Annotated in this window: 23 protein-coding genes; 13 read left to right on the top strand and 10 right to left on the bottom strand. The window is 60.3% G+C overall.

Annotated features, from left to right (window positions below; all coding sequences use genetic code 11):
• Position 1: 1 nt before the first annotated feature.
• Both DKW72_RS11670 and DKW72_RS11665 read right to left on the bottom strand, forming a co-directional pair.
• Positions 2–346 (bottom strand): DUF3019 domain-containing protein, encoded by a 345-nt coding sequence (locus tag DKW72_RS11670; RefSeq protein WP_157960475.1) that lies wholly within the window; start codon positions 344–346, stop codon positions 2–4.
• An 88-nt stretch (positions 347–434) separates the two neighbouring features.
• On the bottom strand, positions 435–1,421 hold the full coding sequence (locus DKW72_RS11665; protein WP_111642536.1) for a MipA/OmpV family protein: 987 nt from the start codon (positions 1,419–1,421) through the stop codon (positions 435–437).
• Positions 1,422–1,656: 235 nt separating this feature from the next.
• Here DKW72_RS11665 and DKW72_RS11660 point away from each other — a divergent pair, with 235 nt between their 5' ends.
• The gene (locus DKW72_RS11660; RefSeq protein ID WP_111642535.1) at positions 1,657–3,870 is read left to right on the top strand and encodes a beta-propeller domain-containing protein; all 2,214 of its coding nucleotides are present in this window, start codon (positions 1,657–1,659) and stop codon (positions 3,868–3,870) included.
• Positions 3,871–4,179: 309 nt separating this feature from the next.
• On the top strand, positions 4,180–4,998 hold the full coding sequence (locus DKW72_RS11655) for an ATP-grasp domain-containing protein (protein WP_111642633.1): 819 nt from the start codon (positions 4,180–4,182) through the stop codon (positions 4,996–4,998).
• Here DKW72_RS11655 and purK read toward each other — a convergent pair.
• The 3 genes from purK to DKW72_RS11640 form a co-directional block, all read right to left on the bottom strand.
• Positions 4,995–6,065: a 5-(carboxyamino)imidazole ribonucleotide synthase gene (purK, locus tag DKW72_RS11650; RefSeq protein ID WP_111642534.1), complete on the bottom strand. Its 1,071-nt coding sequence runs from the start codon at positions 6,063–6,065 to the stop codon at positions 4,995–4,997. The genes DKW72_RS11655 and purK overlap by 4 nt on opposite strands.
• A 13-nt stretch (positions 6,066–6,078) precedes the next feature.
• A complete protein-coding gene (purE, locus tag DKW72_RS11645) occupies positions 6,079–6,573 on the bottom strand; it encodes a 5-(carboxyamino)imidazole ribonucleotide mutase (RefSeq protein WP_198411328.1) in 495 nt (164 codons plus the stop codon).
• Between the two features lie 106 nt (positions 6,574–6,679).
• Positions 6,680–6,955 (bottom strand): hypothetical protein, encoded by a 276-nt coding sequence (locus DKW72_RS11640; protein WP_157960474.1) that lies wholly within the window; start codon positions 6,953–6,955, stop codon positions 6,680–6,682.
• Positions 6,956–7,234: 279 nt separating this feature from the next.
• Between DKW72_RS11640 and DKW72_RS11635 the strand changes: the two genes are divergently transcribed.
• On the top strand, positions 7,235–9,625 hold the full coding sequence (locus DKW72_RS11635; protein WP_111642532.1) for a WD40/YVTN/BNR-like repeat-containing protein: 2,391 nt from the start codon (positions 7,235–7,237) through the stop codon (positions 9,623–9,625).
• A 134-nt stretch (positions 9,626–9,759) separates the two neighbouring features.
• Here DKW72_RS11635 and DKW72_RS11630 read toward each other — a convergent pair whose 3' ends face one another.
• Positions 9,760–10,437 carry a PEP-CTERM sorting domain-containing protein gene (locus DKW72_RS11630; protein ID WP_157960473.1) on the bottom strand — a complete coding sequence of 226 codons (678 nt, stop codon included), beginning with the start codon at positions 10,435–10,437 and terminating at the stop codon, positions 9,760–9,762.
• A gap of 163 nt (positions 10,438–10,600) precedes the next feature.
• On the bottom strand, positions 10,601–11,515 hold the full coding sequence (rdgC, locus tag DKW72_RS11625; protein ID WP_111642530.1) for a recombination-associated protein RdgC: 915 nt from the start codon (positions 11,513–11,515) through the stop codon (positions 10,601–10,603).
• A gap of 163 nt (positions 11,516–11,678) precedes the next feature.
• Between rdgC and DKW72_RS16530 the strand changes: the two genes are divergently transcribed.
• From DKW72_RS16530 to DKW72_RS11610, 3 genes are all read left to right on the top strand, one after another.
• A complete protein-coding gene (locus tag DKW72_RS16530) occupies positions 11,679–12,563 on the top strand; it encodes a DUF3014 domain-containing protein (protein ID WP_111642529.1) in 885 nt (294 codons plus the stop codon).
• Between the two features lie 79 nt (positions 12,564–12,642).
• Complete coding sequence (locus tag DKW72_RS11615; protein ID WP_157960471.1) at positions 12,643–13,194, top strand: hypothetical protein; 552 nt, start codon at positions 12,643–12,645, stop codon at positions 13,192–13,194.
• A 19-nt stretch (positions 13,195–13,213) separates the two neighbouring features.
• Positions 13,214–13,987, top strand: coding sequence for a TatD family hydrolase (locus DKW72_RS11610; RefSeq protein ID WP_232522390.1), 774 nt, complete (start codon positions 13,214–13,216; stop codon positions 13,985–13,987).
• Here DKW72_RS11610 and tcdA read toward each other — a convergent pair.
• Complete coding sequence (tcdA, locus tag DKW72_RS11605; protein ID WP_111642527.1) at positions 13,984–14,802, bottom strand: tRNA cyclic N6-threonylcarbamoyladenosine(37) synthase TcdA; 819 nt, start codon at positions 14,800–14,802, stop codon at positions 13,984–13,986. The two genes, DKW72_RS11610 and tcdA, sit on opposite strands and share 4 nt — an antisense overlap.
• A 171-nt stretch (positions 14,803–14,973) precedes the next feature.
• Here tcdA and DKW72_RS11600 point away from each other — a divergent pair, with 171 nt between their 5' ends.
• The 4 genes from DKW72_RS11600 to DKW72_RS11585 all read left to right on the top strand — a co-directional run bounded on the left by DKW72_RS11600 (position 14,974) and on the right by DKW72_RS11585 (position 20,247).
• Positions 14,974–16,497, top strand: coding sequence for a cryptochrome/photolyase family protein (locus tag DKW72_RS11600; protein ID WP_111642526.1), 1,524 nt, complete (start codon positions 14,974–14,976; stop codon positions 16,495–16,497).
• An 85-nt stretch (positions 16,498–16,582) separates the two neighbouring features.
• Positions 16,583–16,972 (top strand): DUF6746 family protein, encoded by a 390-nt coding sequence (locus DKW72_RS11595; RefSeq protein WP_111642525.1) that lies wholly within the window; start codon positions 16,583–16,585, stop codon positions 16,970–16,972.
• A 90-nt stretch (positions 16,973–17,062) separates the two neighbouring features.
• A complete protein-coding gene (locus DKW72_RS11590; RefSeq protein WP_111642524.1) occupies positions 17,063–18,871 on the top strand; it encodes a diguanylate cyclase in 1,809 nt (602 codons plus the stop codon).
• A 62-nt stretch (positions 18,872–18,933) separates the two neighbouring features.
• Positions 18,934–20,247: a mechanosensitive ion channel family protein gene (locus DKW72_RS11585; RefSeq protein ID WP_111642523.1), complete on the top strand. Its 1,314-nt coding sequence runs from the start codon at positions 18,934–18,936 to the stop codon at positions 20,245–20,247.
• Here the strand turns inward: DKW72_RS11585 and DKW72_RS11580 are convergent, their stop codons facing one another.
• Entirely contained in the window at positions 20,248–21,183 is a 936-nt protein-coding gene (locus DKW72_RS11580) for a sodium-dependent bicarbonate transport family permease (RefSeq protein ID WP_111642522.1), read from the bottom strand.
• A gap of 112 nt (positions 21,184–21,295) precedes the next feature.
• Here DKW72_RS11580 and DKW72_RS11575 point away from each other — a divergent pair, with 112 nt between their 5' ends.
• From DKW72_RS11575 to DKW72_RS11565, 3 genes are all read left to right on the top strand, one after another.
• On the top strand, positions 21,296–22,225 hold the full coding sequence (locus tag DKW72_RS11575; protein WP_111642521.1) for a LysR substrate-binding domain-containing protein: 930 nt from the start codon (positions 21,296–21,298) through the stop codon (positions 22,223–22,225).
• A 61-nt stretch (positions 22,226–22,286) separates the two neighbouring features.
• A complete protein-coding gene (locus DKW72_RS11570; RefSeq protein ID WP_111642520.1) occupies positions 22,287–23,645 on the top strand; it encodes an acetyl-CoA C-acetyltransferase in 1,359 nt (452 codons plus the stop codon).
• Positions 23,642–25,735 carry a 3-hydroxyacyl-CoA dehydrogenase NAD-binding domain-containing protein gene (locus tag DKW72_RS11565; protein WP_111642519.1) on the top strand — a complete coding sequence of 698 codons (2,094 nt, stop codon included), beginning with the start codon at positions 23,642–23,644 and terminating at the stop codon, positions 25,733–25,735. The genes DKW72_RS11570 and DKW72_RS11565 overlap by 4 nt, the downstream gene beginning before the upstream one ends.
• A gap of 10 nt (positions 25,736–25,745) precedes the next feature.
• Here DKW72_RS11565 and DKW72_RS11560 read toward each other — a convergent pair whose 3' ends face one another.
• Positions 25,746–26,126, bottom strand: coding sequence for a fibronectin type III domain-containing protein (locus DKW72_RS11560; protein ID WP_111642518.1), 381 nt, complete (start codon positions 26,124–26,126; stop codon positions 25,746–25,748).
• Between the last annotated feature and the right edge of the window lie 137 nt (positions 26,127–26,263).

Here is a 26,263-nt window from a genome sequence, read left to right as displayed (position 1 = left end):
GCTAGAAAAAGCTCCACGGGTTGCGGCGTCGTTGCCGGTATTGGCTGGTTTCCCGGACCACAGCAAACAGTGCACTGGCCTTGGGCGCAGCGCCGGATTCCGGGCGCAAATGAAAGTGCAGACTCTCTTCGGTATCGGCTTGATAATGATGCTCGCCCCGGGTTTGGGCGTGCCAGCAGGTCAGGGGATCGTCCCGGTCATTCACGTACAGGCACAGATCCTGGGCTGCAGGCGCCTCCCAGACCAGCTTGATACTGTCCCGGCAACGGGACTCCTCAGCCGCCAGGACACAAATTTGAGGGACGAGCGAAAGCACCGCATCCTGAGCCGATACGGCGAGTGACAAACTCAGCCCCAGGCCCGCCAGTAAAACCCCTTGGCAGCACCTGAGCGGGTGCCCGATAGTTAGCCACCAACGTGTCGTGTGGGGCGGGTCAGAAATGGTAAACGCCTCCGGCAAAAACCTGTATCACGCTATTGTTGTCCACCAGCGGGCTGTCGGTGATCGCGTCACTCAAGTGCTCGTATTGCGCGCTCATCAGCCAGCGCCAGCGCGGGCTTACCGGGCGGGTCCAGCCCAGGCGTATAAATTGGCTGGTGCCACTTCGCGCCTGGTAGCTGGGCAGGCCGTCGTGGCTTTCGCGCTCGGTAACACCGTAATAGTAATCCAGAAGTTCACTGCTCTTCCAGCTCATACCGATCGAGGCATTGAACCGGTGCTCGCCCACTCGGGTACCTGAGCCGACGGCCAGTCGAACTTCCTGGCCATCGTGCAGGCCGGTAAACTCCTGAAGCACCTGGAGTTGCCAATCCGTGCCGCCAAGCTGGGCTGAGGCCTCAAGTCCTGCCATGCCGGCGATACGGCGCTTGCGGGTTTCCGGTGAAGACGGTTGGGGGCTTTCGCTAACGGGTGCCGGATCGGGTGATTCGGGGCTGGGCGCGCGATTATCTTCTTGCCATCCGTCGCCAAACTCTGAGGAATCACCCACCGCGGGTGGGCTGAAATTCGGGCTGTGCAGGCCGTTGGTGCCGTCGCCCGCCGCGCCATTGACCGGACTGCCTGCCGTGGTGCGCAGACCACCATCGAGTACAAAGCTGTTGCGGCGGAAGAAATAGAGGCCGTCGCTGCCGGGGGTGACCAGTGCGTTGAGCATCCAGCGGGGTTGCTCGACCAGTGTGACGCCGAGGTCCAGGTAGTCAATAAAGAAGCGCTCGCCGTAGTAGGTCACCTGGGGAATCAGTACCAGCGGTATGTCGCTTTTGTCGACCAGAGGGTTGGTGCGTAGGCCCGCGCCCACTGCCAGCTCCACCTGCCATTCGCCCACGGCGACACAGTCCGGGCGAGACTCACTGCAGCCAAGGCTGACAGTTGAGGCCCCCAGGGCCGTAATGCCCAGTGCCAGTGCTGCGAAAAATCTCATGTGTGCGCTTCCCCGTCCCGATCGTATGTCGGGTTTTTAATCATCTGTGAACAAAGTGTGCCACAGAGCAAAGGTCGAGGCTGTGAGTATTTGTTATAAACTTGTGAAAAGCCCGCGTGGCGGGGGCTACAGAAATTTACAGTTTTTCTCAAGTTCGCCACAGAAGGACCCTGCCGCTTGTGCTAGGGTTGAATGACAGGGTGTTCCCAGTCCAACATTAGCGAGGATAATAACGATGAAACAGCAATGGATAGCGCTCAGTGCGATCAGCCTGGTGCTGGCGGCCTGCGGCGGCAGCAGCGGCAGCGGTGGTGATACCGACCCGGATTACAGTAATTTGCGTTCGGGCGACAGCCGTGCGGCGGCGTTGCATCTGAGCGAAGCCGAAGATCAATTTGGCCAGTATCTGAAAAACGGCATGCGCCTGCAAATCCGGATTCCCGCTGACGGCCATGGTAACGGGAATGGGCCCGCCAACGGCAATGGCAATGGTTCGGAGCAAGCGCCGGTGGCGGAAGGGGATTTTGACGACGCCGGGGGCGGAAGTCGCTCGGGTAATTTCTCCACCACCAATGTTCATGTCGAGGGTGTGGATGAGGCCGACCGGATCAAGTATGACGGCGAGCACCTGTTTATTGCCAGTCGCCCGACACCCTGGCGGGTGATGGGTCAGGAGGACTCGTTGTTCGAGGGGCAGGGCATCCGCATTCTTGCCACCGATCCGGCCGGTGCCGCGACCCAGGAAGTGGCGCGTTACGACTTTGCCGACGATCATCATTTGCGCGACCTGTATTTGCACGCCGAGGCCGGGGTCACTCGCGATGTGATCACCTTAGGTCACCGCTATGGCTATCACCCCATGTCTGGTGGGGGGATGACCGATGCCATGATGATTGAGCCTGCGGTCATGCCCTACGAAAGCGGCAGTGTCGGATCTGTGCAAGTGCGGGCTATTGACGTGACTGAACCGACCCAGCCACACACCGACTGGCGCCTGGAACTGGATGGTGCCCTGGAGCAGAGCCGCCGGGTCGATAACATTCTTTATTTGGTGACCCGCTATACGCCTTATGTCGACGGCTTGATCTACTATCCCCAGACGTCGGACGAGCTCCGCGCCAATGAACAGTTGATCGCCGACACGCCGGTGCAATCACTTTTGCCGCGCTACCGCACTGACGGCGGCGACTGGCAGCCCCTGGTCACCAGCGAGCGCTGCTATCTGCCTGAGGAGCGTGACCCTAACGACGGTTTTGCGCACCTGGTAACCATCGCGGCGATTGACCTGAATACCCGGGAGCTGGTGTCCTCCGCTTGCCTGAACACCCGGGTCGACGGTTTCCATGCCTCCGCCACCAGTCTGTATCTGGGGGCGAGTGTTTACGCGCAAAGCGAGCCGCCGCGCACCCTGATTCACAAGTTTACTCTCGATGAAGGTGATATTGAGTACCGGGGCACCGGTGATGTGCGCGGCGCTTTGGGCTGGCGCGCGCTATCGTTCCGGATGAACGAATACCAGGGCGACCTGCGGGTGGTGACCAGTGAATCGGTGTTCCCGAACAGCGGTGGCGCCACAGACGACAGCGATGACGATGCGGTGCGCCCGGATAACGGTAACGGCAATGGCGACGATGCGACCGTATCACCCGGTGGCGGCGGCTGGGACATGATCCACCGCCTCTACGTGCTGCGCGAGCAGACCGACAGCAATCGCCTGCAGGTAGTATCGCAGTTGCCTAATGACGACAGGCCGGCCCGGATAGGTAAGCCGCGGGAAGATATTTTCGCCGTGCGCTTTACCGGCGACCGAGGGTTTCTGGTGACCTTCGAGCAGATCGATCCGCTCTATGTGCTTGACTTGTCCAATCCCGAGGACCCGCGTATCGCCGGTGAGCTGGAGGTGCCGGGGTTTTCTACCTACTTGCACCCGATCGGTGAAAATTACCTGCTGGGTATCGGGCAAGATGTGGAAATGCAGGAAATGTGGGGCTGGCCTGCCGGGGTCAAAGTGGAGCTCTACGACATCAGTGCGCTGGGTGAGAGTGAGGATCCAGACGCTGTCTTTGAGCCAGGCGTGGTTGATACCTTTGTGATCGGCAGTAGCGGCTCAACCAGTCCGGCATTGTATGACCTGCGCGGTTTCAATATGCTGCAGGTCTCGGACGACCAGCTGCGCTTTACCCTGCCTATTGACGTTGCACAAAACTGGTCCTGGCAGCATTCGGGGCTCTACCTGTTCGAAATCAACGATTTTGTCGGGGAGGGCGCGAGCATGCGTCAGGCGGGCGCCATGATTGCCGAGAAGAGTAGTGGCAGCGTCAGCTGGGGCAGTGGCTACGGCTATGAAGCCCGCAGCCGGATGCACGATGATACCGTGTTCTTTCTCTACGGCGATCGGGTCTGGAGTGCCTTCTGGGACAGTCCTGAAGGTGCCCAGGGGCCCGAGTAGGTCGGATTAGGCGAAGCCGTAATCCGCCAGTGTGGCACCCAACCCGATCGGCGTGTTCGTTGAAACTCGACATCACCTTGTCGGATTACGCCCTTCGGGCTAATCCGACTTACTTGAGCATTGGCAGGGTGTAGCGCGTAGGTCGGATTAGCCCAAAGGGCGTAATCCGACACTGAGGCACCTGATCCGAGCAGCGGCACCATCCCTGAGATTGACCGGTTTTTTTAACGCGGACGCCCATAAAAAAACGCTTGCCAAAATAGCGGATTACCCAAATAATCCGCGCGGTTTATTTTGAGTGCCGCCTTCATGCGCCTGGTTTCCTTCGATGTGTTCCGCACCCTCGGGTTTCCCGATACCCTCACCCTCAAATCCGATCAGGTTTTCCGTCACAAGGCGGAGCTGACGGCGGCCGATTGGGTTTTGTTCCCGGAGTATTGGCAGCTCAACGCGCTGGTGTACGGTCTGGGTTGCCGGGTGTTCCCGAGCGAAGCCAGCTATCGGATCGGTCATAATAAAATCGAAATGACCCGCGCCTTCCAGTTGGTGGCGCCTGCGCATACCCCGCACACCGTGATCTGCGCCAACACCCCTGAGACTGCCGAGGATGCCTGGGCCCAGATGGTCTATCCGTTTGTGGCCAAACTGCCCAAAAGCAGTCAGGGAGAGGGCGTCTGGTTGATCGAGGATCGCGCCCAGTGGCACGCCTACCTGGCGCGCACCGACACCGTTTACGTGCAGGAATACCTGCCCATCGACCGGGATGTGCGGGTGGTGATCGTCGGTGACCAGGTGGTGAGTGCTTACTGGCGCTGCCAGTCGGAGCAGGGCTTTCACAACAATGTCGCCCGCGGCGGGCGGGTGGACTACAGTCCGGTGCCCGAGGCGGTCACGGCGCTTGCACTGCAGGTGGCCAAAGCCTTGGGGGTAGATCACGCCGGTTTTGATATCGCGCTGGTGGGCGATTACCCCTATCTGCTGGAGTTCAATCGTCTGTTTGGCAACCAGGGCATTCCAGGCGGGGGCAAGGTTCTGCAAGCCGCGATTCTGTCGTGGCTGCAGGCCCGCCGTCAGCCGGAAGATCCGGACCGACCGGTAGACCCGCCCCGCTGGCCCCAGGCGGTCTAGTCGCGCAGGTGCTCGGCGAGCCAGTCGAGGACCGCTTTATAGTTTTCCGGTAATTCGGGGGCCAGTGCCATCAGGGCGCTGCGCACCACCGCCGGGCGACTGTCGTTGATGTTGATATGCCCCACCTTGCGCCCGGGACGCACGCTTTTGCCGTACCAGTGCAGCTCCGCTGGCGGTACCGTCAACCACTGGTTGTTGCGTTCGGTGCCCACCAGGTTGACCATGGCGGTGATGCCTTTGGTCATGGGCGGTGCCAGGGGCAGGTCGGCAATGGCCCGCAGGTGTGCCTCAAACTGGCTCATATGCGCCCCGGCCTGGGTCCAGTGGCCGCTGTTGTGGACGCGGGGGGCCAGCTCGTTGATCATCAGCTGGTCGCCCACCCGGAAGCACTCCATGGCCATCACACCCACATAGTCGAGTTCATTGAGCAGGGTGCCGAGCATGGATTCGGCCTGCTCCTGCAGGTGTTGCAGGCGTTGCAGGGGGGCCAGGGAGGCCATCAGGATACCGTTGACATGCAGGTTCAGGGTCAACGGGTAAAAGACGCAGTTGCCGCGGCTGTCGCGCGCGCCTACCAACGACACTTCCTCGTCAAAATTGATCGCCTGCTCGGCGATGGCCTGGTCGTGCCAGCCCTCGGGGATCTCGCCCGGCTCGGCGGCTTTGAGCCAATGCTGGCCTCGACCGTCGTAGCCGCCGGTGCGGCGCTTGAGCAGGACTCGTTCACCCAGTGCGGTGTGCAGAGCGTCAGCCCGGGTGTCCGTGGTGACCGTTTGCCAGGGCGCCGTGGCCAGACTGAGGCTGTCGATCAGGGCCTTCTGGGTTTTGCGATCCGCCAGGGTGCCAAATACGTCGCGGTTGATAAACCGGTCGTGACTGGCGAGCTGGCGGGTCGCGAGGGTTTCCGGCCATTGCTCGCGCTCGGCCGTGACCACGTCGCCCTCGTGCAGGTGCAGGGCATCAATGGTGTCGATGTCCACCGGTACCACGTCCAGCGCCAGCGGCCGGCCGGCGGTTTTCAGCATGGCGCCCAGTTGTCCGGCGCCCAGAACCCAGAGTCGACTCATCTCAGCAATCCTCTCACTCGGCACTCGGGTCGGGGTTGTCGAGTACGGCGTCGGTCTGACGCTGACGGAAGGCTTCCACGCGCTTGGCCACGCTCGGGTCTTGCAGGCCGACAATTTGCGCTGCCAGCAGGCCGGCGTTGAAAGCGCCGGCGGTACCGATAGCGAGCGTACCCACGGCCACGCCTTTGGGCATCTGGACGATGGAGAGTAGGCTATCCATACCGTTGAGGGCCTTGCTCTGTACCGGCACACCCAGGACCGGCAGGCGCGTATGGGCAGCAACCATGCCCGGCAGGTGGGCGGCACCGCCGGCACCGCCGATAATCACCTGGTAACCGGCGTCGGCAGCGCCCTCGGCGAAGGCGACCAGCTTGTTGGGCGTGCGGTGGGCAGACACCACTTCGGTATGCCAGGCAACGCCCAGCTGCTCGAGAACTTCGGTGGCACCTTTCATGGTATCCCAATCGCTTTTGGAACCCATGATCACAGCAACTTTGGCCTGAGTCATGCCTGATCAACCCCCTTTGGTGGGCAGAATGAACAACCCCGGCGGCCGGGTGTGGCGCCGAGGAAAAAGAGCGAATTCTACCGAGGGTTGGCCCGGCAATCCACTATTACCGGGGAAAATCGTCGAAACGGGAGTCAAAACAGGGCTCGGCGAGCAAAAAGAGGCCCCGCCCAGGAGGGCGGGGCCGGACCGCCGCCAGTCCATAACCGTAGACACCCGCAGAGGCGAGGGAGCCGCCGTACTCACCAAACCAGGTGGCACTGGCTTCAAGGCCGAAATGAGGATTGAAAAAGTAGCCGGCGTTCAATTCCAGAAGATCATCTTCGTCGTCGAGTTCGCCACTGGTATCCGGGCGCAATCGCTCAGACCTGTACAAGGTCATGAAGCGTCACGGGCTGGACAGCGAAGCGTTCAAGGAAAGCGAAGATTAAAAGGAGGGGGGGACAACCTGGCACACCCGAAAGCCGCAATACCCTGTCGATCTTATTTACAAAAAAATATCGGCAAGCGAACCCATGCGCCACTAACTTTTTGAAAAAATTTATAAAAATATATTTGGCCCCTATCTTGCGCGAGTTTAGTATCCGTCGGCCGCTGGCAAGCAGAGAAGGTCGTAGTGAGCCGCTGCCAGATATCCGCTTTTCAAGAGGGGGAGCCGGAGATGGCACAGGTTTCGCGCAGCCCCGGGCCGAGCCGATTCGCCGATTTCAGTTGCACCGCAAGGCGGTTGGCCTGGATCTGTATAGCGGTGCTACTTCTGCATGGATGCGGGGGCGGAGGTGGCGGCGATAGCGGCGGGGGGGGTGGAGGCACCCAGAACTTCATTGTCAGTACCAGTGCCGGCACCGGCGGCAGCATCAGCCCTTCCAGCACGTCCGTGACGCAGGGCGCGACGGCAACGTTCACGGTCACCCCAGAGTCGAACCACACGCTCATCAGCGTCAGTGGCTGCGGAGGTTCGCTGTCCGGTAATACCTACACAACCGGACCCATTACAGGGACATGCACCCTGACCGCGACCTTCGCTCTCCAAACCTACACCGTGACAACAAACGTGACAGCGGGCGGTAGCGTCACCCCAGGTAACGCCTCAGTTGAACATGGCCAGACGGCGGAGTTCGCCATTACTGCCGACACAGGCTTCGAAATCGACCTCGTCTCGGGATGCGGCGGCACACTTGCCGGGTTTATGTTTACGACAGCGCCAGTGACGGCCCACTGCATCGTCAGCGCTCAATTCATCAGCGAGTCCGGTGCGCCGCCTGGCATGGTGGGCGCGCTGAACTGGCTGGCGCCGTTGCCACACGGCAATCTCGTCAATGACCTGCACGTGTTTGATGACAACCGGATCATCGCTGTGGCCAATAACGGCTCAATCACCCTCACCAATGACGGTGGTCAGACTTGGGAGCGCATGGGTTCTCCCAGCGCCGAACACCTCCACGCGGTCTATTTTATTGGTGATACCGGCTGGATTGTCGGCGCGGGTGGCACGATACTCCGCTCGATTGACGGCGGTCAGAGCTGGAACCCGGAAGCCTGGGGCGCCCAGACAAACTTCAATGCCGTTTACTTCGTCGACGAGCTCACCGGCTGGGCGGTCGGTGGGGGGACCTTCGGTAGCACCAAGATCGCGAAGAGCACCGATGGCGGCGTGACCTGGAGCGGCCAGGCCAGCGATACGGGCACGTCGCCCCTTTACGACGTTTCCTTCATCAGCGACCAGATGGGCTGGATCGTCGGGGCAGGCGGTACGATCATTCACACCACCGATGGCGGCCAGAGCTGGGTCAACCAGGACAGCGGCACCACGATAGTGCTGCGCGCCGTGCACTTCGTCGATGCCCATACTGGCTGGGTCGGCAGGCAGAATGGCGTGATGAGGACCGACGATGGCGGTCAGAGCTGGACGTTGCAGGATACGGGTGGCGGTAACTTCCAACACTTGTATTTCCTGGACGAGAATGTCGGCTGGGCAGTCGCGCTGCAGCGCATCATGTTCACGACCAACGGTGGTCAGAACTGGACTCGCATCGCGCAGAACCGGCTGCAGCCGACGACCTCTTCATACTTTGTGGACGCCTCGATCGGGTTCGGCAGCGGCACTGGCGGAAACGTGTTGCACACTGTCGACGGTGGGGATAACTGGGCCTACATTGCGGGCGAGGCAAACACCTTCCATTCCATGTCCTTCGTCAGCGAGAGCGTCGGCTGGGGCGTGGGTCCCCGGCAGTCGGTGTTCCGGACAGCCGACGGTGGGCTGAGCTGGACTGCGCAGGATGCCGGCGCCGGTACGGACAGTTTCAACGACGTTCACTTTATCGATAGTTCGCTTGGCTGGATCGTCGGTGACACCGATCGGATATTCCGGACAACGGACGGTGGTAATCAATGGCAGGAAATCCCGACCGGTCTGCCGAATCGGACCCGGCTGGAGAGCGTTCACTTCATCGACGCTCAGCGCGGCTGGGTAGTGGGTCGGGACGTTCCCGGGACCAGGCCCACAGAGATCATTATCGCGCGAACAGCGGACGGGGGCGAGACTTGGGAGCGGCTGGACGATGAGCGTGAGGGAGAGTTACGAGCCGTGCATTTTGCCTCTGAGACACTGGGCTGGGCAGTCGGCCTCCGGGGAGGAACCTCGATTGGCGATCGGGGAATCATTCTGCACACCGCGGATGGCGGCCTCACCTGGCAGCAACAAGCCGACGGCCTGGGGGCGATAAACGACATCTATTTTGTCGATGCCCAATACGGTTGGGCGACGGGCGTGAATGAGCTGCTGCATACCCTCAACGGGGGAGCCACCTGGACGTCGATGAGTAACAGGGTCACCGGCAGGAGTGGGTTGTCCGTGAATTTCTTTGACAGGGATCACGGCTGGGTCGTTGGCAGCGCAGGCCTGATCCTCCAGACCGTGGACGGCGGTGCCAGCTGGCAATCTCGCGTCATGACCACGAACCAGCTCAACAAAGTGCTGTTGTATAGTGAAGCGGTCGGATGGATCTCGGGTACGAATGCACTGTTGAAATACACCAACGATCCTGACTGATTCGCCGGACGCAATCGCTCAGATTTGCACAAGGTAGTGAAGCGTCCGGGCCGGACAGCGAAGTTCAAGGAAGGAGAAGAATAGAGCGAAGAGGGGGGTGCAGCATCCTGCCGCACCCGTAACGCGGTAGCGTCTTAATGCCGGCGGCGACGCACGCCAAACATGGCCAGCAGACCCAAGCCAAACATCAAGAGGATCGAGGGCTCCGGTACTCGGGCGGTCACAGTGATCAGATCCTGAGACTTGCTTGAGGTCAGGGTGTAGAAGTCGTACAAACCGGATTTGGATGTTTCGTTCAGGCTGGCAAGCCAGTTGTTGGCCAGGCCGCGGGCACCGCTGAAGTTGCCGCTGGTGAAGTTGCCGCTGCTAAGCGTGGGCGGGTTATCCGGGCTCTCGTTAACAATTTCCCAGATCGCCAGTTGCATGGCAGCGCTATTCACAGCGCTTTCTTTGGAGCTGGTGTAGTACTCAGAGAACAACCGATCCAGTTGCATGCCCCGATAGGTACCGGTAAAGGCGCCCAGGCCATCGACCACATTGTAGGTCGCCGAGTTTTTCAGGGTGGTGGACGTCTGGATGCAAAATGCATTCAGCTCGTCATCCCACTGAATCAGTGAGGGTGACTTGTTCAGGATCTCGAACTCGAATTCGCCGGCGTAAACGTTGCCGGCGCCGGTGATGTGACCGCTGGGGGTGCTGCTGCCCAAGTTTTGGTTGTATTTGAGCTCAATGGTGGCCGCCTGGGTACTCAGGGCCAGCAATGCGGCCAGGGTGAGCACACCCAGTTGAATCATGAGGCGTTGCAATTTCATGGCGATATCCTTGTCATGAAGTAAATTGGAATTAACACGACAGGCCATAAGCACGTTTGGTGCCATAAGCAAAAAAAGTTTTAAAAACAAAGGCTAAGGTGATGCCTTATGTGAATTTTGGCGCCACCCTGTAAAGGCCGTCGACAACGGCCGGCCCCTGACGTCAACCCTGCCAACTGGTGTCCTCGCCCCCGAAAGCCTGCATCATGGCGCCGATAAAAGCCGAAAGCTCTGTGGTCATTACCACAAAATCAGCGTCGAAGGTTTCGGCGGCCGTCTCCGGGTTGCCCTCGTCGGCCTGCTCCAGAATCCGATCCTCGAACTTCACCCGCTTGATCGCCAATTGGTCGTCCACGATACAGTGAATGGCGTCTTTCCAGGTGAGGGCCAGGCGGTTGACATACATGCCCGCGTTGAGGTGGTTGAGGACCTCGTCGGCACTCAGGTCCTGGTTTTTGAAGCGCACCACACGGCCGTCCTTGCCGCCGCGCAGCTCGCACTCCTCCCCGAGCGTAAAATCGTCCGGTAGGTCGCCGTGCAGCAGCCAGTGGGTCATCGCCTGTGTCGGTATTGTGTTGGGCGCCACGGGGATCAGGCTCAGACTGCCCAAGGCTTCGCGCAGAGCGCTGAGCAGTTCCTCGGCTTTTTTCGCCGACGCCGCGTTGACTACGATCAGGCCCTCGCGCGGGGCTATATAGGCAAAGTCCAGGGAGGACTTGCTGAACGCCTTGGGCAACAGGGAAAAGATCACTTCGTCTTTCAGGTCCTGCTTTTCCTTGCGCGCAACGTGGCGCGACTCCTGCGCCTTGATATCGGCGACCTTTTCTTCCAGGTGCTCGTTGATCACCGCAGCCGGCAGGATTTTTTCCTGACGTTTGGCGCAGATCATATGATAGCCGTTGGCACTGTGAACCCACTCCTGGCCGTGGCGTCCGAGCGGCGGCACCCAGCCGTAGCGCATCGGATCGAGGCTGCCGCAGGGCCGAAAGGGCTGCTGGGCGAGGGCGTCGTTGAGTGACTCATGGTCAAAATCAACAGGTTGGGTGAAGCGGTACAGGCGCAGATTTTTAAACCACATGGCGAGTGGGGGTGTCCTTGGTCAGCGAAAATGGGCGCGCCCGGGTGGGCGTAAACGAGCGCGGCAGTGTAGCATAATGGCGTGCCGCGATTGGCTGAACCCCGGATCGGGGTCGTGGTCTATAATCAACCTGACTGTCACCACTGAAAAGGGCTCAAAGCGTATGGAAAACAATCAATCTCAGCACCCGTCCGATTCGGACGCTGACCGCAAGGCCACGCAAAAACTGATCCTGTTGTTGGTGGCAGTGGCGGTGCTATTGGCCGTGGCCCTGTTCTTCTTCCTGCGCAGCTCGGGGGACTCGGAGCCTGAATCCTTGCCGGTGCCTGAACCTCGCGAGCGGGTACAGCCGGCGCCCGCGCCGGAGCCTGAACCCGAACCGGAGCCGGCCCCGGAACCAGAACCCGCGCCTGAACCGGAACCGGAGCCGGAACCGCTGCCTGCTCTGGACGACAGTGACGAGACCGTGCGCGCCGATCTGAGCGAACTTGATGGCGGTGAGAGCGCCGCCGAGTTAGCGACCCAGGAGCAGGTGTTGCGTAAGGTTGTGCGCGCCGCCCACGCGCTTGCCGGGGGTACGGTGGTGCATGAGTACCGGCCTATTGAGGGGCCGAGCACGCCCTTCGCGGCGGAGCGCGCGGGCGAAGTGGCGGATGAGGAGATCAACCAGCGTTTTCGGATTCAGCCGGACAACTACCGGCGCTACGATCCCTACGTCAGTCTGTTGGCACGTATGGACCCGGATACCCTGGTTGCTCTCTACGAACGTTACCAGCCGTTGCTGGACGAAGCTAACGAAGAGCACGGCGTCGACAACGGCGGTTTTACCCACGTGCTGATCGCCGCGATCGACCAGGCTTTGGCGACCCCTCCCGCGCCCGATGAGATCCTTCTGGTGCGCCCGCGAGTATTCTATGAGTATGAGGACCCGGCGTTGGAGCGCCTGCCCAGTATCCAGAAACTGATGCTGCGCATGGGCCCGGAGAACGCGCAAAGCGTCAGAGCCAGCTTGACCCGCTTGCGCGCACGCCTGGCGGAACTCGATTAGGCGAGACATTCAGCTTCGGTTCACCCTGGGCGTTGTACGCTGACCCTGACCTTCAAAAACTGAGGAAAGGGGTGTTGCGATGAAACGTCCAGTGATGAACCGCCCAGCCGTTGTCATCAGGCTTATTGCGCTTGTCGTTGCTCTTTTGATGTTGAGTGGCTGCGACGAGCACTATGTGCACACCAGCCACACCACGGTGACCACCGATCCGCGGCCGGTACTCGACAATTTCCATATGGTCGACAGCTACGAGACCGATACCGGACTTGGACGCCACTATGAGCTGGGGTTGAACCCCTACATCTGGGACGGCCTGTTCGAGGTGTACTGGTACGCGAGCTACGTGCGCGACTACTATGCCGAAGTCTGGATCAATGACCGTCCGAGCCTGCGCGGCGCCCGGTTTATTGACGACTTCTACTGCGGTGACGGTCTCAATTGCGACAGCTACGGCAGCACCTTGTGCCAGTACACGGAAGACTTCTTTCTGTCCTGCACGATTGATAACCCCGGGGTGGATATTGCCGATCTGGTATACACCCTGCCCCAGGCCATGTACATGATTGTGCAGGTGTGCGATACCGGCTCTACCTACTGTGAATACCAGCACCGTGAGGTCTGGTTGGAGTGAGGCTGACTGAGGAGACCTTGTGAGTTCAGCGCCCCTGTTCGACAGTCACTGCCATATCGATTTTGAGGTGTTTGATGGCGAGCGCCCCGCACTCTGGGGGCGCTGCCAGGCGCAGGGCCTGACCGGCCTGGTGGTGCCGGGTGTCAGCCCGGCGCAATGGCCCGGACTCGAAGCCCTGTGCGCGCACTACGATTGGCACTATGGCGCGGGGGTTCACCCCTGGTGGGTGGCGGACCACCCGCAGACCGATCAGTGGTTGACGTCCCTGCGCCAGGTCCTGGCACAACCGCGTTGTGTGGCCCTGGGAGAGTGTGGGCTCGACAACACCATTGCGACCCCGCTGGCACAGCAGCAGGCCGTGTTCGAGGCGCAGGTGGGTCTGGCCGCGCAGCTCAATAAACCCCTGATTATCCACAGCGTGCGCAGCCACAACGCCGTACTGCGCACGCTCAAGCAGAAAACGCCCGCGCGCGGCGGCGTGATTCACGCTTTCAGCGGCAGTCCGGAACAGGCCCGGCAATTCTGGGACGCGGGGTTCTATTTGGGCATTGGCGGGACCATCACTTACGCGCGCGCCGCCAAAACCCGGCGCGCGGTGCAGCAGTTACCCCTGGAAGCCTTACTGTTGGAGACTGATGCCCCGGACATGCCCCTGGCAGGGCGCCAGGGTCAGCGCAACAGTCCCGAATACTTGCCCGAGGTGGCACGGGTGCTGGCTGAGTTACGCGGTCAATCAGTACGTGAAATTGCCGAGCAGACCACGGCCAACAGCTGCCGGTTGTTCGGCCTCTAGGATTCGCGCCGAGCGCAGTCCTCAAAGTAGCGTTCCACCGCCTTGGCGGCCGCCACAAACCCGAAGCTGCCGGTCACCATCACCAGTGAACCCAGTCCGCTGCCGCAATCGAGTTTGATGCCCCCATCGCCCCCCTTCTGCCCGACGCAGACGCTGCCGTCTGCCTGGGGGAAAAGCATCTGCTCGGTGGAGTAGACCGCATCCACCCGAAAGCGCTTGTTGCGATCCTTGCGGAACTGGTATTGGCCGTAGAGGAGTGAGCGCATCTTGCGAAACAGCGGATCGTAGACGGTCTGTGCCAGATCCGAAACAACGATTTTGAGCGGATCGGTCTTGCCGCCGGAGGAGCCGATACACACCAGACGCAGCTTTTTGCGGCTGCAGTAAGCCACCAGATGCGCTTTGGTAAAGGCCGAGTCAATCGCGTCGATCACGACATGGTGCTCGGGGCCGATCAGGCGTTCGGTGTTTTCTTTGGTGAGAAAAGTATCCTGCAGGTGCAGGGTGATCTCCGGGTTGATGGCCCGCAGGCGCTCGGCCATGACCTGCAGTTTGGACGCACCGATGGTGTCGGCCGTGGTGTGCAGTTGGCGGTTGGTATTGCTCACACAAACGCCGTCCAGCTCGATCAGGGTCAGGGAGCCGACACCGGTGCGCGCCAGCGCTTCGGCGACCCAGCTGCCGACGCCCCCCAGTCCCACCACGGCAAAATGGGCGCGCGCCAGGCGCGGCAGGGCCTGGGCACCGTAGATGCGGGTGATGGCGCCAAAGCGCTGGCGATAACTGTCGGTCAAGGGCGTGCTGGGGTCGTTCATGCGCTGCAGTCTATGAGCCTTTGCGGGTCAAACCAAGGGATGTCAGGCCGCGATCATACGCGTTGCACGCGGCAGGCTCCAGCCCTCAGTGGGGACCATCTGTGCGTTGGGGTGATCCATAGGGTCGGCGTTGACGTTAGTGTGGCTAAACCCTTTTTAAGGTCTACCCCTATGTCAAAAGTCCACTGGTTGTTGGGCGACCAGCTCAACGCCGGTCACTCGTGGTTCAAGCAGATCGATCCCGAGGTCTGCTTTGTGCTCGCGGAACTGCGCCAGGAAACCGATTATGTGACCCATCACATTCAGAAAGTGGTCGGCTTTTTTGCCGCCATGGAGTCCTTTGCGCAAGCGCTGGAAAACGCGGGGCACCGGGTAGTCTATCTCACCCTCGACGATACTCGGGACTTTGAAGACCTGACGGCGCTGATCGAGCACCAGTGTCAGGCGCTCAAGGCGAGCGAGCTGCATTATCAATTGCCCGATGAATACCGGCTGGATGAGCAGTTGGCGGCGTTGAGTCAGCGCCTGACGATTCCCGTCGTCAGCCACGACAGTGAGCACTTTCTGACCCCGCGCGATGCGTGGGAGCGTTACCCGAATCACCGGATGGAGTTTTTCTACCGGGCACTGCGCAAAGAGTACAAGGTACTGCTGGATGGGGATGGCAAGCCCGAAGGCGGTCAGTGGAACTACGACAAGGACAACCGCGAATCACTGCCCGCCACGCATACCCTTGCCGAGCCGCTGTTGTTCAGTCGGGATGTAAGTGCGCTGGTCGAGCGTCTGGCGCGTCGCGGCGTCAAAACGCTGGGGAGTATCGACGCCAAGGCCTTTATCTGGCCGGTGACCCGGCGCGAGGCGCGCCAGTTGCTCAACCACTTTCTGGCACACTGCCTGCCCAATTTTGGCCGTTTCCAGGACGCCATGACCGATCGTGGCTGGAGTCTCTACCACAGCCGTCTGGCGTTTGCGCTCAACACCAAAATGCTGCATCCGCTGGAGGTGATACGCGCAGCCGAGGAGCAGTGGCGCGGTGATCCAAAGCGTATCACCCTGGCACAGGTGGAGGGTTTCATTCGTCAGATTCTCGGGTGGCGGGAGTATGTGCGTGCCCTCTATTGGCGCCACATGCCCGGCTATCGGCAGCGCAATCACCTGGGCGCCCAGCGCTCTCTGCCCGGATTCTACTGGACCGGGGAGACGCGCATGGCCTGTATGGCCCATGCCATTGGGCAATCACTGGAGCACGCCTATGCCCACCATATCCAGCGCCTGATGGTGACCGGGAATTTTGCGTTGCTCGCCGGTATCCACCCGGATGACGTCGATGCCTGGTATCTGGGGATCTATATCGACGCCATCGAGTGGGTGGAGATGCCCAACACCCGGGGCATGAGTCAGTACGCTGACGGCGGGCTGATTGCCAGTAAGCCCTATGCCAGCTCCGGTCAGTACATCCGCAAAATGAGTGACTACTGCACAGGTTGCGCCTATGACGTCAAGGAAAAGACCGGCCCCGGCAGTTGCCCGTTCAACAGCCTCTATTGGCACTTTATTGACCGGCACCGGGAGACCCTCGCGGACAACCCGCGCATGAAACTCATCTACGCCAACTGGGACAAGCAGGACCCTGTGCAACGCAGAAAAATCCTGGCAACGGCGCGGGCGCGGCTGGACCGGCTGGAGCAGTTATAACGAATAGGACTTGCCCGGCGGTCACATTTGCCGTATTTTGTGATAACGATTATCGTTTGCGTTCACCGTTATCTGAGGAACTTTTATGAAAACGTTTGCTGTTGCCACCCGTTATCTGTCTGCGGTAGTGCTGGGCTTTGGACTTGCCGGCGGAGCTGTTGCAGACCGCGTTGACCATTTCAAAGGCAAATCCGCTGAGACCCTGACTGAAGCGGTCGAGAACTTCGCGACCTATAATCGCCGCCTGGCATCGCTGTTAGATCAGGAGCTCAGTGACGCCCGTCTGGTGGAAATCCACGAACTGACCTACACCCTGGAAAATGCGCTGGAAAAGATCAATGCCGAGATGACAGTCTTGGCGGACACCCTGGAAGAGCTTCACGTTGCGTCCGAAACCTTTGATCGCGAGGCGCTTGCCGCCGCCGGCGAGCGTTATACGCAGGTGGTCGAGACCCTGCGCCAGTTGGGTGACTGAGGTTCAAGTCAGTGGTTGCTTATCGATAGCGGTCTGTCAAAATAGGAGGACAAAAAACACAAAAGGCCGAAAACAGGGACAGGATTTATCATGGGAACCAAGTGGATTTGGGTGGCGTTGGGCTGTCTGCTCGCGTCACTGGCGTGGGGTGACATACGGATTGACGGCGAGCGGGGCAGTTACCCGTTCGTGGGTGAGGCGTCATTCTGGGAGGACGAGCATCGATCGCTGACACTGGCGCAGCTGCGCGCCGGTGCCGATGTTCACTGGCAGCCGCTGCGTGACCCCAGCCCCAATTTCAGTTTTAGCAGCAGCCGTTACGGGTTGCACTTTCCCCTGCACAACGTCACCGGAGAGCCCCAGGCTTTGGTGCTCGATATGGCGCAACCCCTGCAGGACTACCTCACCGTGACATTGGTCGATGCTCGGGGTGAGGTAGTCGCCGAGTGGCAGACGGGGGATCGCTTGCCCGCAGACAGCCGGGCGCTGGCCTATCGGGGCTTTGCCTTCCCGCTCCCACTTGCGCCGAACCAGCGCTATGACCTTTACGTTCAGCTCGACAGCCACGACGGCCTTTATGATGCCATACCGTTGCGCTTGATGGACGAAGAGGCGTTCTACAACTATCGCCAGCGGGAAAACTTCGGCTTCGGGTTCTACTACGGTGCGATCGTCATTCTGCTGCTTTACAACCTGGTGGTTGGCGTCAGTCTCAAGTCGCGCAGTTTTCTGCTCTACAGCCTGTACCTTACCTGCTTTCTGGTCTGGAATTTTATTTTCCGGGGCTACAGTGTGTTTACGCCCCTCGGCCAATGGTCGGTAATCAACAACCAATTAGTGGCGGTGGCGAGTGTTGCGCTGTTTGCCTCCCTGGTGGCGTTCACCTCGGTATTTCTCGAACTCAAGCGCCGTTCACCACGCTATCGACAGCTGCTGTTGGTAGCTTGTGCACTGTTGTTGATTCCTTTGCTGCAAAGTCTGCTGGGCTTTTACGCCAGTACCTTTGCCGTATTGATTCCTCTCGCCGTGATCATTCTGGTTCTGGTGTTGGCGGTTGCCTTGCAGCAGTCACTGGCGGGCCGGCGCAGTGCGCGTATTTTCCTGCTGGCCTGGAGTTTGTTGATTGCCTCGGCGCTGGCCTACTACGCGCGCGTGTTTGGCTGGTTGCCCTCCACCTGGTTGACCGAAAACGCCCTCAACATCGGCTCGTTGATCGAGGTGTGGGTGCTGGCGCTAGCCTTGGCCGACCGCATCAAGCGTCTGGAGCGCGAGCGGCGACGTAATGAGCAGTATATGCTGGTCCGGGAGCGTGAGTTGAGTGACTCCCTGCAGGCGCGTGTGGACGAAAAAACACGCGAGCTGAGAGCGCTCAACGAGCGCCTGGCGGAAGAGTCAATCACTGATGCTCTTACGGGGTTGCGCAATCGGCGCAGTTTTTACGAGACCATGACCAGCGAGCTCAAGCACAGTGATCGCGCCGGGCAGCTTCTGGCCTTTTTGTTGATTGATATTGACTATTTCAAGCGCTACAACGACGACTATGGTCATCAGGCCGGCGATGCCGTGTTAAAACACTTTGGGGAACAGTTGTTGTGTAATTGGCAGCGTGATACCGACAGTGTGTTTCGCTTGGGTGGGGAGGAGTTTGGCATAGTGCTGTCGGGAGTAAGTGAGTCGGATGTGCGTGCCAAGCTCGATGAGTTGCGCCAGCGATTGAGCCGGCTGGAGCTGGATCAGGGCGGCCCCCTGACGGTTTCCGTAGGCGGCGTGCTGGTGTCGCCGGGGGTCTTGCCCAGTCCGAATACCGTGTATGCGCGCGCCGATCAGGCGCTCTACAGCAGTAAGGATCAGGGCCGTGATCGGGTCAACCTGGTGAACCTTGGCGCTATTAGCCAATAACTTCTATTATGTAGGCGGACGCGTCTGCGTTATCCAACCTTGATGAGTGAAACAGTCAGCCCATGAGCGAACGATTTAACACCTTTTTGAACGAGCAGCTCGCGTACCTGCAAACTCCCGGTGTTTGGGTGCAGCTGTTGGTATTGCTCGGGGCACTGTCCATCGCTGCGTTGATCAACCGTCGTTTGCAGGTGGTGCTACAGGCGCAGGGGCACCGGGGACAAGGGCTGCGCCATATCGCGATTCGCAGTCTGCAGCGTCTGCTTTGGCCGGTTATGGTTCTCTTGCTGCTATTGCCCGGTATTGCGGTGCTTGATTACTACCGTGTACCCGCTGAATTATTGAGCGTGGCAGTTCCGGTATTGGTCGCTCTGGCGGCCATTCGATCTTCAATCTATATCCTGCGCAAAAGCTTTACCTCCAGCCCGCTCCTCAAATCCTCCGAAAGCGCGCTCGCCCTGTTGGTCTGGCTGGGTGTGGTGTTGCACCTGTTGGGCTGGTTACCGGCGGTGCTCGAATTTTTGGATAGCCTGGCGGTGGATGCCGGAGACACCCGCATCTCGGTGTTATCGGTCTTTAAGCTGATGTTGTTGGTCACTATCGCGCTGACCCTCGCCATGTGGCTGTCGAGCCTGCTGAACAACTGGCTGAAAACGACCAAGCACGTGACGCCCAGCATGCAGGTGGGCTTCGCCAAGTTCAGCCGCTTTATCTTTATGACGCTGGCGTTCCTGCTGGCCCTGAATGCGGTCGGGATTAACCTGAGTACGCTTGCCGTGTTTGGCGGTGCCCTCGGTGTCGGTTTGGGTTTTGGTTTGCAGCGTATTGCTTCCAACTTTATCAGCGGCTTTATTTTGGTGATGGACCGGTCGATCAAACCCGGCGATGTGATCACTGTGGGAGAAAAGTTCGGTTGGGTCGAGGAGCTCAAGGCTCGCTACGTGGTGGTGCGCAATCGGGAAGGGGTGGATACCCTGATTCCGAATGAAAACCTGATTACCACTGAGGTGATCAACTGGAGTTACTCTGATCGCAACGTGAGATTGGATATTCCCGTGCAGATCAGTTACGACGACGATCCTGAGCAGGCCATGGCGGCAATGCTTGAGTGCGCCTTTGCGTCCGACCGGGTGCTCAAAGAGCCGGCGCCAGCGGTACGCCTGATGGAGTTTGCCGACAGCGGCATCGAGCTGCACCTGATGGTCTGGATCGGCGACCCGGAAAATGGTTCGGCAACGGTCAAGTCGGACACCAACCTGGCGATCTGGCGCGCCTTCAAGCGCGAGGGCATTACTATCCCCTATCCCCAGCGGGATCTGCACATCAAATCCGGTTTGCCCGCCGCCCTGGCGAGCAAACCGGATAAACCCGCGTAGCTAGCCGCCCATCCACATCAACATCTCGTAGTAGAGTGGCAGACCGACCAGTACGTTAAACGGAAAGGTCACGCCCAGTGCCACCAGCATGGCCATGCCGACATCCGCTTCGGGTACGGATTGGCGCATGGCAGCAGGGGCGGCGATGTAGGAGGCGCTGGCCATCAGGGTGGCCAGTACCAGCGTCGAGCCGTTGGGCAGGCCCAGTGCCAGGCCCAGTCCCAGTCCCACCAGTGCCAGAATCGGGGGCGCGACCAGGGCGAAGGCGACCAGTCGCCACATGCCCGGACGCCAGGCGCTCAGTTGGCGGGCGGCACACAGACCCATCTCCAGCAGGAACAGCGCCAGCAGACCCGGGAAAAGGGTAATGAACAGTGGGGTGATTGAGGCGGCGCCCTCCGGGCCGTAGACATAGCCGACCGCGACGCCGCCCATCAGCAGGAGCACGCCTCGGCTGGTAAAGGCTTCGTGCAGTACCGAGCCGATACCGCCCTGGCCGTGCCCGCCCATGCGGTACAGCATGATGCCGACAATAATTGCGGGCAGCTCCAGCAGCACCAGATACAGCGTGGTTTCCGGGGCCAGCTCCAGGCCGCGTCCGGCGGCCCAGGCCAGGGCCACCGCAAAGGTGCCCGCGCTTACCGAGCCGTAGTGGGCGGCGATGCTGGCAGCGTTGGCCGGGTCGAGCTTGACCAGTTTACGCAGCACCGGGAACAGCGCCAAGGGCACCAGCAGGCCCGCCAAGGTGATCGCCCCCAAGCTTGGCAGCAGGCTGTTACTCCAGTTGCCGTGCAGAGCCAGACCGCCTTTCAGACCGATGGCGAACATCAGCAAGATGGCGATGGTGGCGTAGGTGTTGGAGGAGATTTTCAGATCCGAATTCACCAGCCCGGCCACGAGGCCGAGGGCGAAGAGGGCAATAATCACGTCGGGCATAAGTCGCTTCCTGTGTTTTTGCGTGGGTGCCATGATAGCCGGGCGGGATTCTGGCGAAAAGCGCTCCATTGTGCTAATAAAATATTACCATCCACAGTATTGATGATTATCTATGGCTTTAAAACATTTGACCTTACGCCAGTTGGAGGTCTTTCAGGAAGTCGTGCGCCAAGGCTCGGTCAGTGCGGCCGCCCGGCATCTGCACCTGACCCAGCCGACGGTGTCCATTCAGCTGCGCAAATTGGCGGAGTCTGCCGGTGCCCCCTTACTTGAGAGTCGCGATGGGCGCTTTCAGGCCACGGAGGCCGGGCAGGCCCTGTACCTGGCGGCAGGCGATATGCTCGGCCGACTGCAGGCGTTGGGGGATGAGCTGCAACACTTACAGGCGGGCACCCGCGGGCAGCTGAGTCTGGGGTTGGTCACCACTGCCAATTACGTACTGCCAAAAATCCTGGGCGCCTTTGCGCGCGCTTACCCCGACGTGGAATTGTCGCTGACGGCAGGTAACCGCGGCCAGATTCTTGAGCGCTTTCGTCGCCAGGCCGACGATCTCTATATTTTCAGTCACCCGCCCGAAGTGGCGGAGGTGGTGGCGACGCCGTTTTTACGCAACCCGCTGGTGATGATTGCGCCGCCGGATCACCCCTTGGCGGGGCAGTCGGTACTGGAGCCTGCGGCTTTGACCGGGCAGCGTTTGCTGGTGCGCGAACCAGGCTCGGGCACAGGTATGGCGTTACGCGCCTGGCTGGAGCAGCAACCCGTTGGATTGACCCAAACTCTGCAGGTGGCAAGCAACGAGGGTATCTATTCCAGTGTGGCCGGCGGTCTCGGTTTGGCGGTGGTGAGTGAGCACATACTGCGCAGTCGCAAAGAGCCGGTTGCCGTGCTCCCGGTGCGCGGCTTTCCGCTCGCGGGCTCCTGGTATCTGGTGCACCACAAGCGTCGCCCACTCAGCCCTGTGGGTCAGGTTTTTTATCGTTACCTGCGCGAACAATTGCCGGTGCTGGAGCCCGATTATGCGCTGTCGCCCCAAGAGGGGTAAGCGTCCGGCGAGCTCGCCATAAGCTGCTAGACTAAACACATTACTTCCAAGGAGCTGATGCATGGCTGAAACCACCGAAACTGAAACCAGCGAGAAAAAGCCTGAGAAGAAACCGCGGCCTCGCCCTAAGCCGCGCAAGAAACCGGTGTATCTGGTTGATGGCGCGCGCACACCTTTTTTACGTGCCCGAGGCAAGCCCGGCCCGTTTACCCCGGTCGACCTGGCGGTGCAGGCCGGCCGGCCGCTGCTACTGCGTCAACCCTTTGAACCGGATACCTTTGATCAGGTAATCCTCGGTTGCGTCAACGTCGTGGCCGACGAGATGAACCCGGCCCGGGTGGCGGCGCTGCGTTTGGGCATGGGACACGCCATGCCCGCTTTCACTGTGCAGGTCAACTGCGGCTCGGGCATGCAGTCCATCGATACCGCTTTCCGCTATATTCAGGCCGGGCAAAGCGATTTGATTCTCGCCGGAGGCACAGAAGCCCTGTCGCACTCGCCGCTGATCTACAACCGTCAGGCGGTGGAGTGGTTTGGCAAGATGATGACCGCCAAAACTGTCGGGGCCAAACTCAAGGCGCTGATCAGCGCGCGCCCGAGTATGCTCACGCCCGTTATCGGTCTGGAGCGCGGGCTGACGGACCCCATTGTCGAGCTCAATATGGGGCAGACCGCCGAGTTGCTGGCACAGATGTTTGATATCTCCCGGGAACAGATGGACAGCTACGCCTTCCAGAGCCATCAGCGCCTGGCCAAGGCGCACGAGGCGGGGCATTTCAAAGATGAGATGGTGTCATTGATCGATCGCAACGGCGGTCTCTACGATTACGATGACGGTGTTCGCCCGGACACCACGCTGGAGAAATTCGGCACCCTCAAGCCGGTGTTTGAGCGGCCCTACGGCAAGGTCACGGCCGGCAACGCGTCGCAAATTACCGACGGTGCCTCCTGGGTGATTCTGGCCTCCGAAGAAGCGGTAGAGAAATACCAGCTCGAGCCTTTGGCACGACTGGTTGATACCCAATGGTCGGCACTTGACCCGGCGATCATGGGGCTGGGCCCGGTGCTTAGCTCGACCGAATTGCTCAAGCGCCAGCGCCTGAAAAAAGACGATATCGATCTGTGGGAAATCAACGAGGCCTTCGCCGCTCAGGTCCTTGCTTGCCAGGCCGCCTGGGACGACACGGAATTCTGCCGCGAGGTGTTGCACCTGCGCTCGGCCTTTGGCGCCATTGACCCCGACAAACTCAATATCGACGGCGGCGCCATCAGCATGGGCCATCCGGTGGGCACCAGCGGCAACCGCCTGGTGCTGCACCTGGCCCAGGCACTTAAACGCGAAGGCGGTAAGCGGGGCGTGGCCAGCCAGTGTGTGGGTGGCGGACTCGGCGGTTCAGTTTTGTTGGAGGCAATGTCATGACGCAGATGCAATCACCTGCGTGGCAGGTTCTGGCGCCGCGCAATAGCAACATGGGGCCCGAGCGGGAGCCCGAACACAGCACCGACCACTGGCGCCTGACTCGCGACAGCGACGATATCGCCTGGCTGATTCTCGACCGCAAAGGCGAGAGCGCCAACAGCCTGTCGGCGGATGTCATGAGCGAGTTGAACGATCTGCTTGACGTGATCGAAAAGGGCCAGTTTAAAGGTCTGGTGATTCGTTCCGCCAAAAAAAGCGGCTTTATCGCCGGTGCGGATATTCGCGACTTCACCGATGAAACCGAGGCCGAGGTGGTGGCCGCGCGCATGACCCAGGCGCACGGGATTATCGATCGGTTGGAGGCCTTGCCCATCCCGACCCTGGCCCTGGTTCACGGCCATTGCCTGGGCGGTGGTCTGGAGCTGGCGCTCGCCTGCGATCAGCGTCTGGCCATTGAGGGCGCAAGCTTCGGCTTCCCGGAAGTGATGCTCGGTCTGCATCCCGGGCTGGGGGGCACCTTTCGCAGCCTGGAGCTGATCAACCCCATCAGCGCCATGACGCTGATGCTCACCGGTCGCCCGGCCAACGCGCGCAAAGCCAAAAAAATGGGCCTTGTCGATGCGGTCGTCGAAGAGCGCCATGTGGGCAAGGCGGTCAAGGCACTGCTGGCCAAAAAAGTACGGCGTCAGCCGGATCTGATGAGCCGTCTGTGGCGGCTGGGTTTTATGCGCCAGATCAGTGCCAACAAGATGCGCAGCCAAACTGGCAAAAAAGCCCGCAAGGAGCACTACCCGGCGCCCTACGCCCTGATTGACCTGTGGGAAAAGCACGGCGTCAATCGCAAGGCGCTGCAAAAGGCCGAAATCAAATCCTTTGCCCAGCAGTTGGTGGGCAGTACCGCGCAAAACCTGGTGCATGTGTTCTTTTTACGCGAACGGCTCAAAAGCTTCGGCAAAGCGCCGTGCGAGATTCGCCACGTGCACGTGGTGGGTGCTGGCACCATGGGGGCAGATATTGCCGCCTGGGCGGCCAGTCGCGGCATGCGCGTAACCCTGACTGATCTCGAGCCGGACGTGATCGCCAAAGCGATCGGCCGGGCCGGGAGCTTTTACGGCAAGAAGCTGCGCGCCCGAGCTGACCAACGTGACGCCCTCGACCGGTTGATTCCGGATCTCGACGGCGCCGGTGTGGGCCAGGCTGACCTGATCATCGAGGCGGTCGCGGAGAAAGTGGAGATCAAGAGCAAGGTGTATGAAGCGCTGGAAGCGCGCATGAAGCCGGGCGCAATTCTCGCCACCAATACCTCCAGCATCCCTCTGGAAACCCTGGCGGAAAAACTCAAGCACCCGGAGCGTTTTGTCGGGCTGCACTTTTTCAATCCGGTCACGCGCATGGAACTGGTGGAAGTGGTCAGCCACGATAAGGTGAGCGAGGACACGCTGGAGTCGGCGCGCGGTTTTTGTGGTGCCATTGCGCGGTTACCGGTACCGGTCAAAAGCGCGCCGGGTTTTCTGGTCAACCGCGCTTTGACGCCCTATCTGGTGGAAGCGTTTGTGTTGCTCGACGAAGGCCATGATAAGGCCACCATCGATAAGGCGGCGGAAGATTTTGGTATGCCCATGGGGCCGATTGAACTGGCCGACCGGGTGGGGCTTGATATCGGGCTGAGTGTGGCCAAAATGCTCAAAGAGCGCCTGGATGACCCCATGCCTGAGGTGCCCGAGTGGTTGCAGAAAAAAGTCGACGACGGCGATCTGGGTCAGAAAACCGAACAGGGTCTGTACCGCTGGGTCAATGGCAAGGCGGATAAAGGTGAGCCGGTTAAGCCGCCGGCGGAACTGATCGATCGCCTGGTGCTACCCATGCTCAACACCTGCGTGCGTTGTCTGCGGGAGGGGGTTATCGAGGATGCGGACGCGCTCGACGGCGCCATGATCTTCGGCACCGGATTTGCGCCTTTTCGCGGCGGGCCGCTGCATTATGCCCGCCAGCGTGGAGTGGACGATGTGGTGGAGACACTGAAAAGTCTGGAGGCGCTGCACGGCGAGCGCTTTGCACCGGACGCAGGTTGGGATGCGCTCAAAAAATAGCCCGCGCGGGCTATTGAACCACCTCAACCGGTGTCAGCGGCACGTAGCGGCTGAACAGGCCGTCGGAATCAAAGGCGGCGATCTCAACAACGTAGTCGGTCAAGTCCTGCATCGGCAACGAATAAGAGGTCGCCAGGCCGTCTTCGATGACCAGGCGTTGGTACTGGCGCTCGCCTGCCGCGCGGAAGCGCAGCTCGTAGCCGCCAATTTCTGAGTCTTCCAGGTAGACGCCATTTTCACGGTGATCCGGCATGCGCCATTCGAGCATCAGGACACCGGCACCCGCGCTGTCACTGAACTCTTGGGGGCTGAGGGCATTCGAGCCTTCGCCACCGCAGCCTGTCATTATTATCAGGAGCCCCGCAGGCAGCAGGTAACGTGAAAAACCCATGAGCGAATCCTCGTACGTGGAAAAGGATGCCAAGGCTAGGGATTTAAGAAGGTCTGAACAAGGAACTGGCGCACACTTTTGGCGCGTTTGCCGATGTTAGGCGAAAGTATCCGGCTGGGTGGCAAATTACACAGGAA

Origin of the sequence: Marinimicrobium alkaliphilum, assembly GCF_003259155.1 — a bacterium.
GTDB classification, from domain to species: Bacteria; Pseudomonadota; Gammaproteobacteria; order Pseudomonadales; family Cellvibrionaceae; genus Marinimicrobium_A; species Marinimicrobium_A alkaliphilum.
This window is presented reverse-complemented; position numbering and strand designations above follow the sequence as displayed.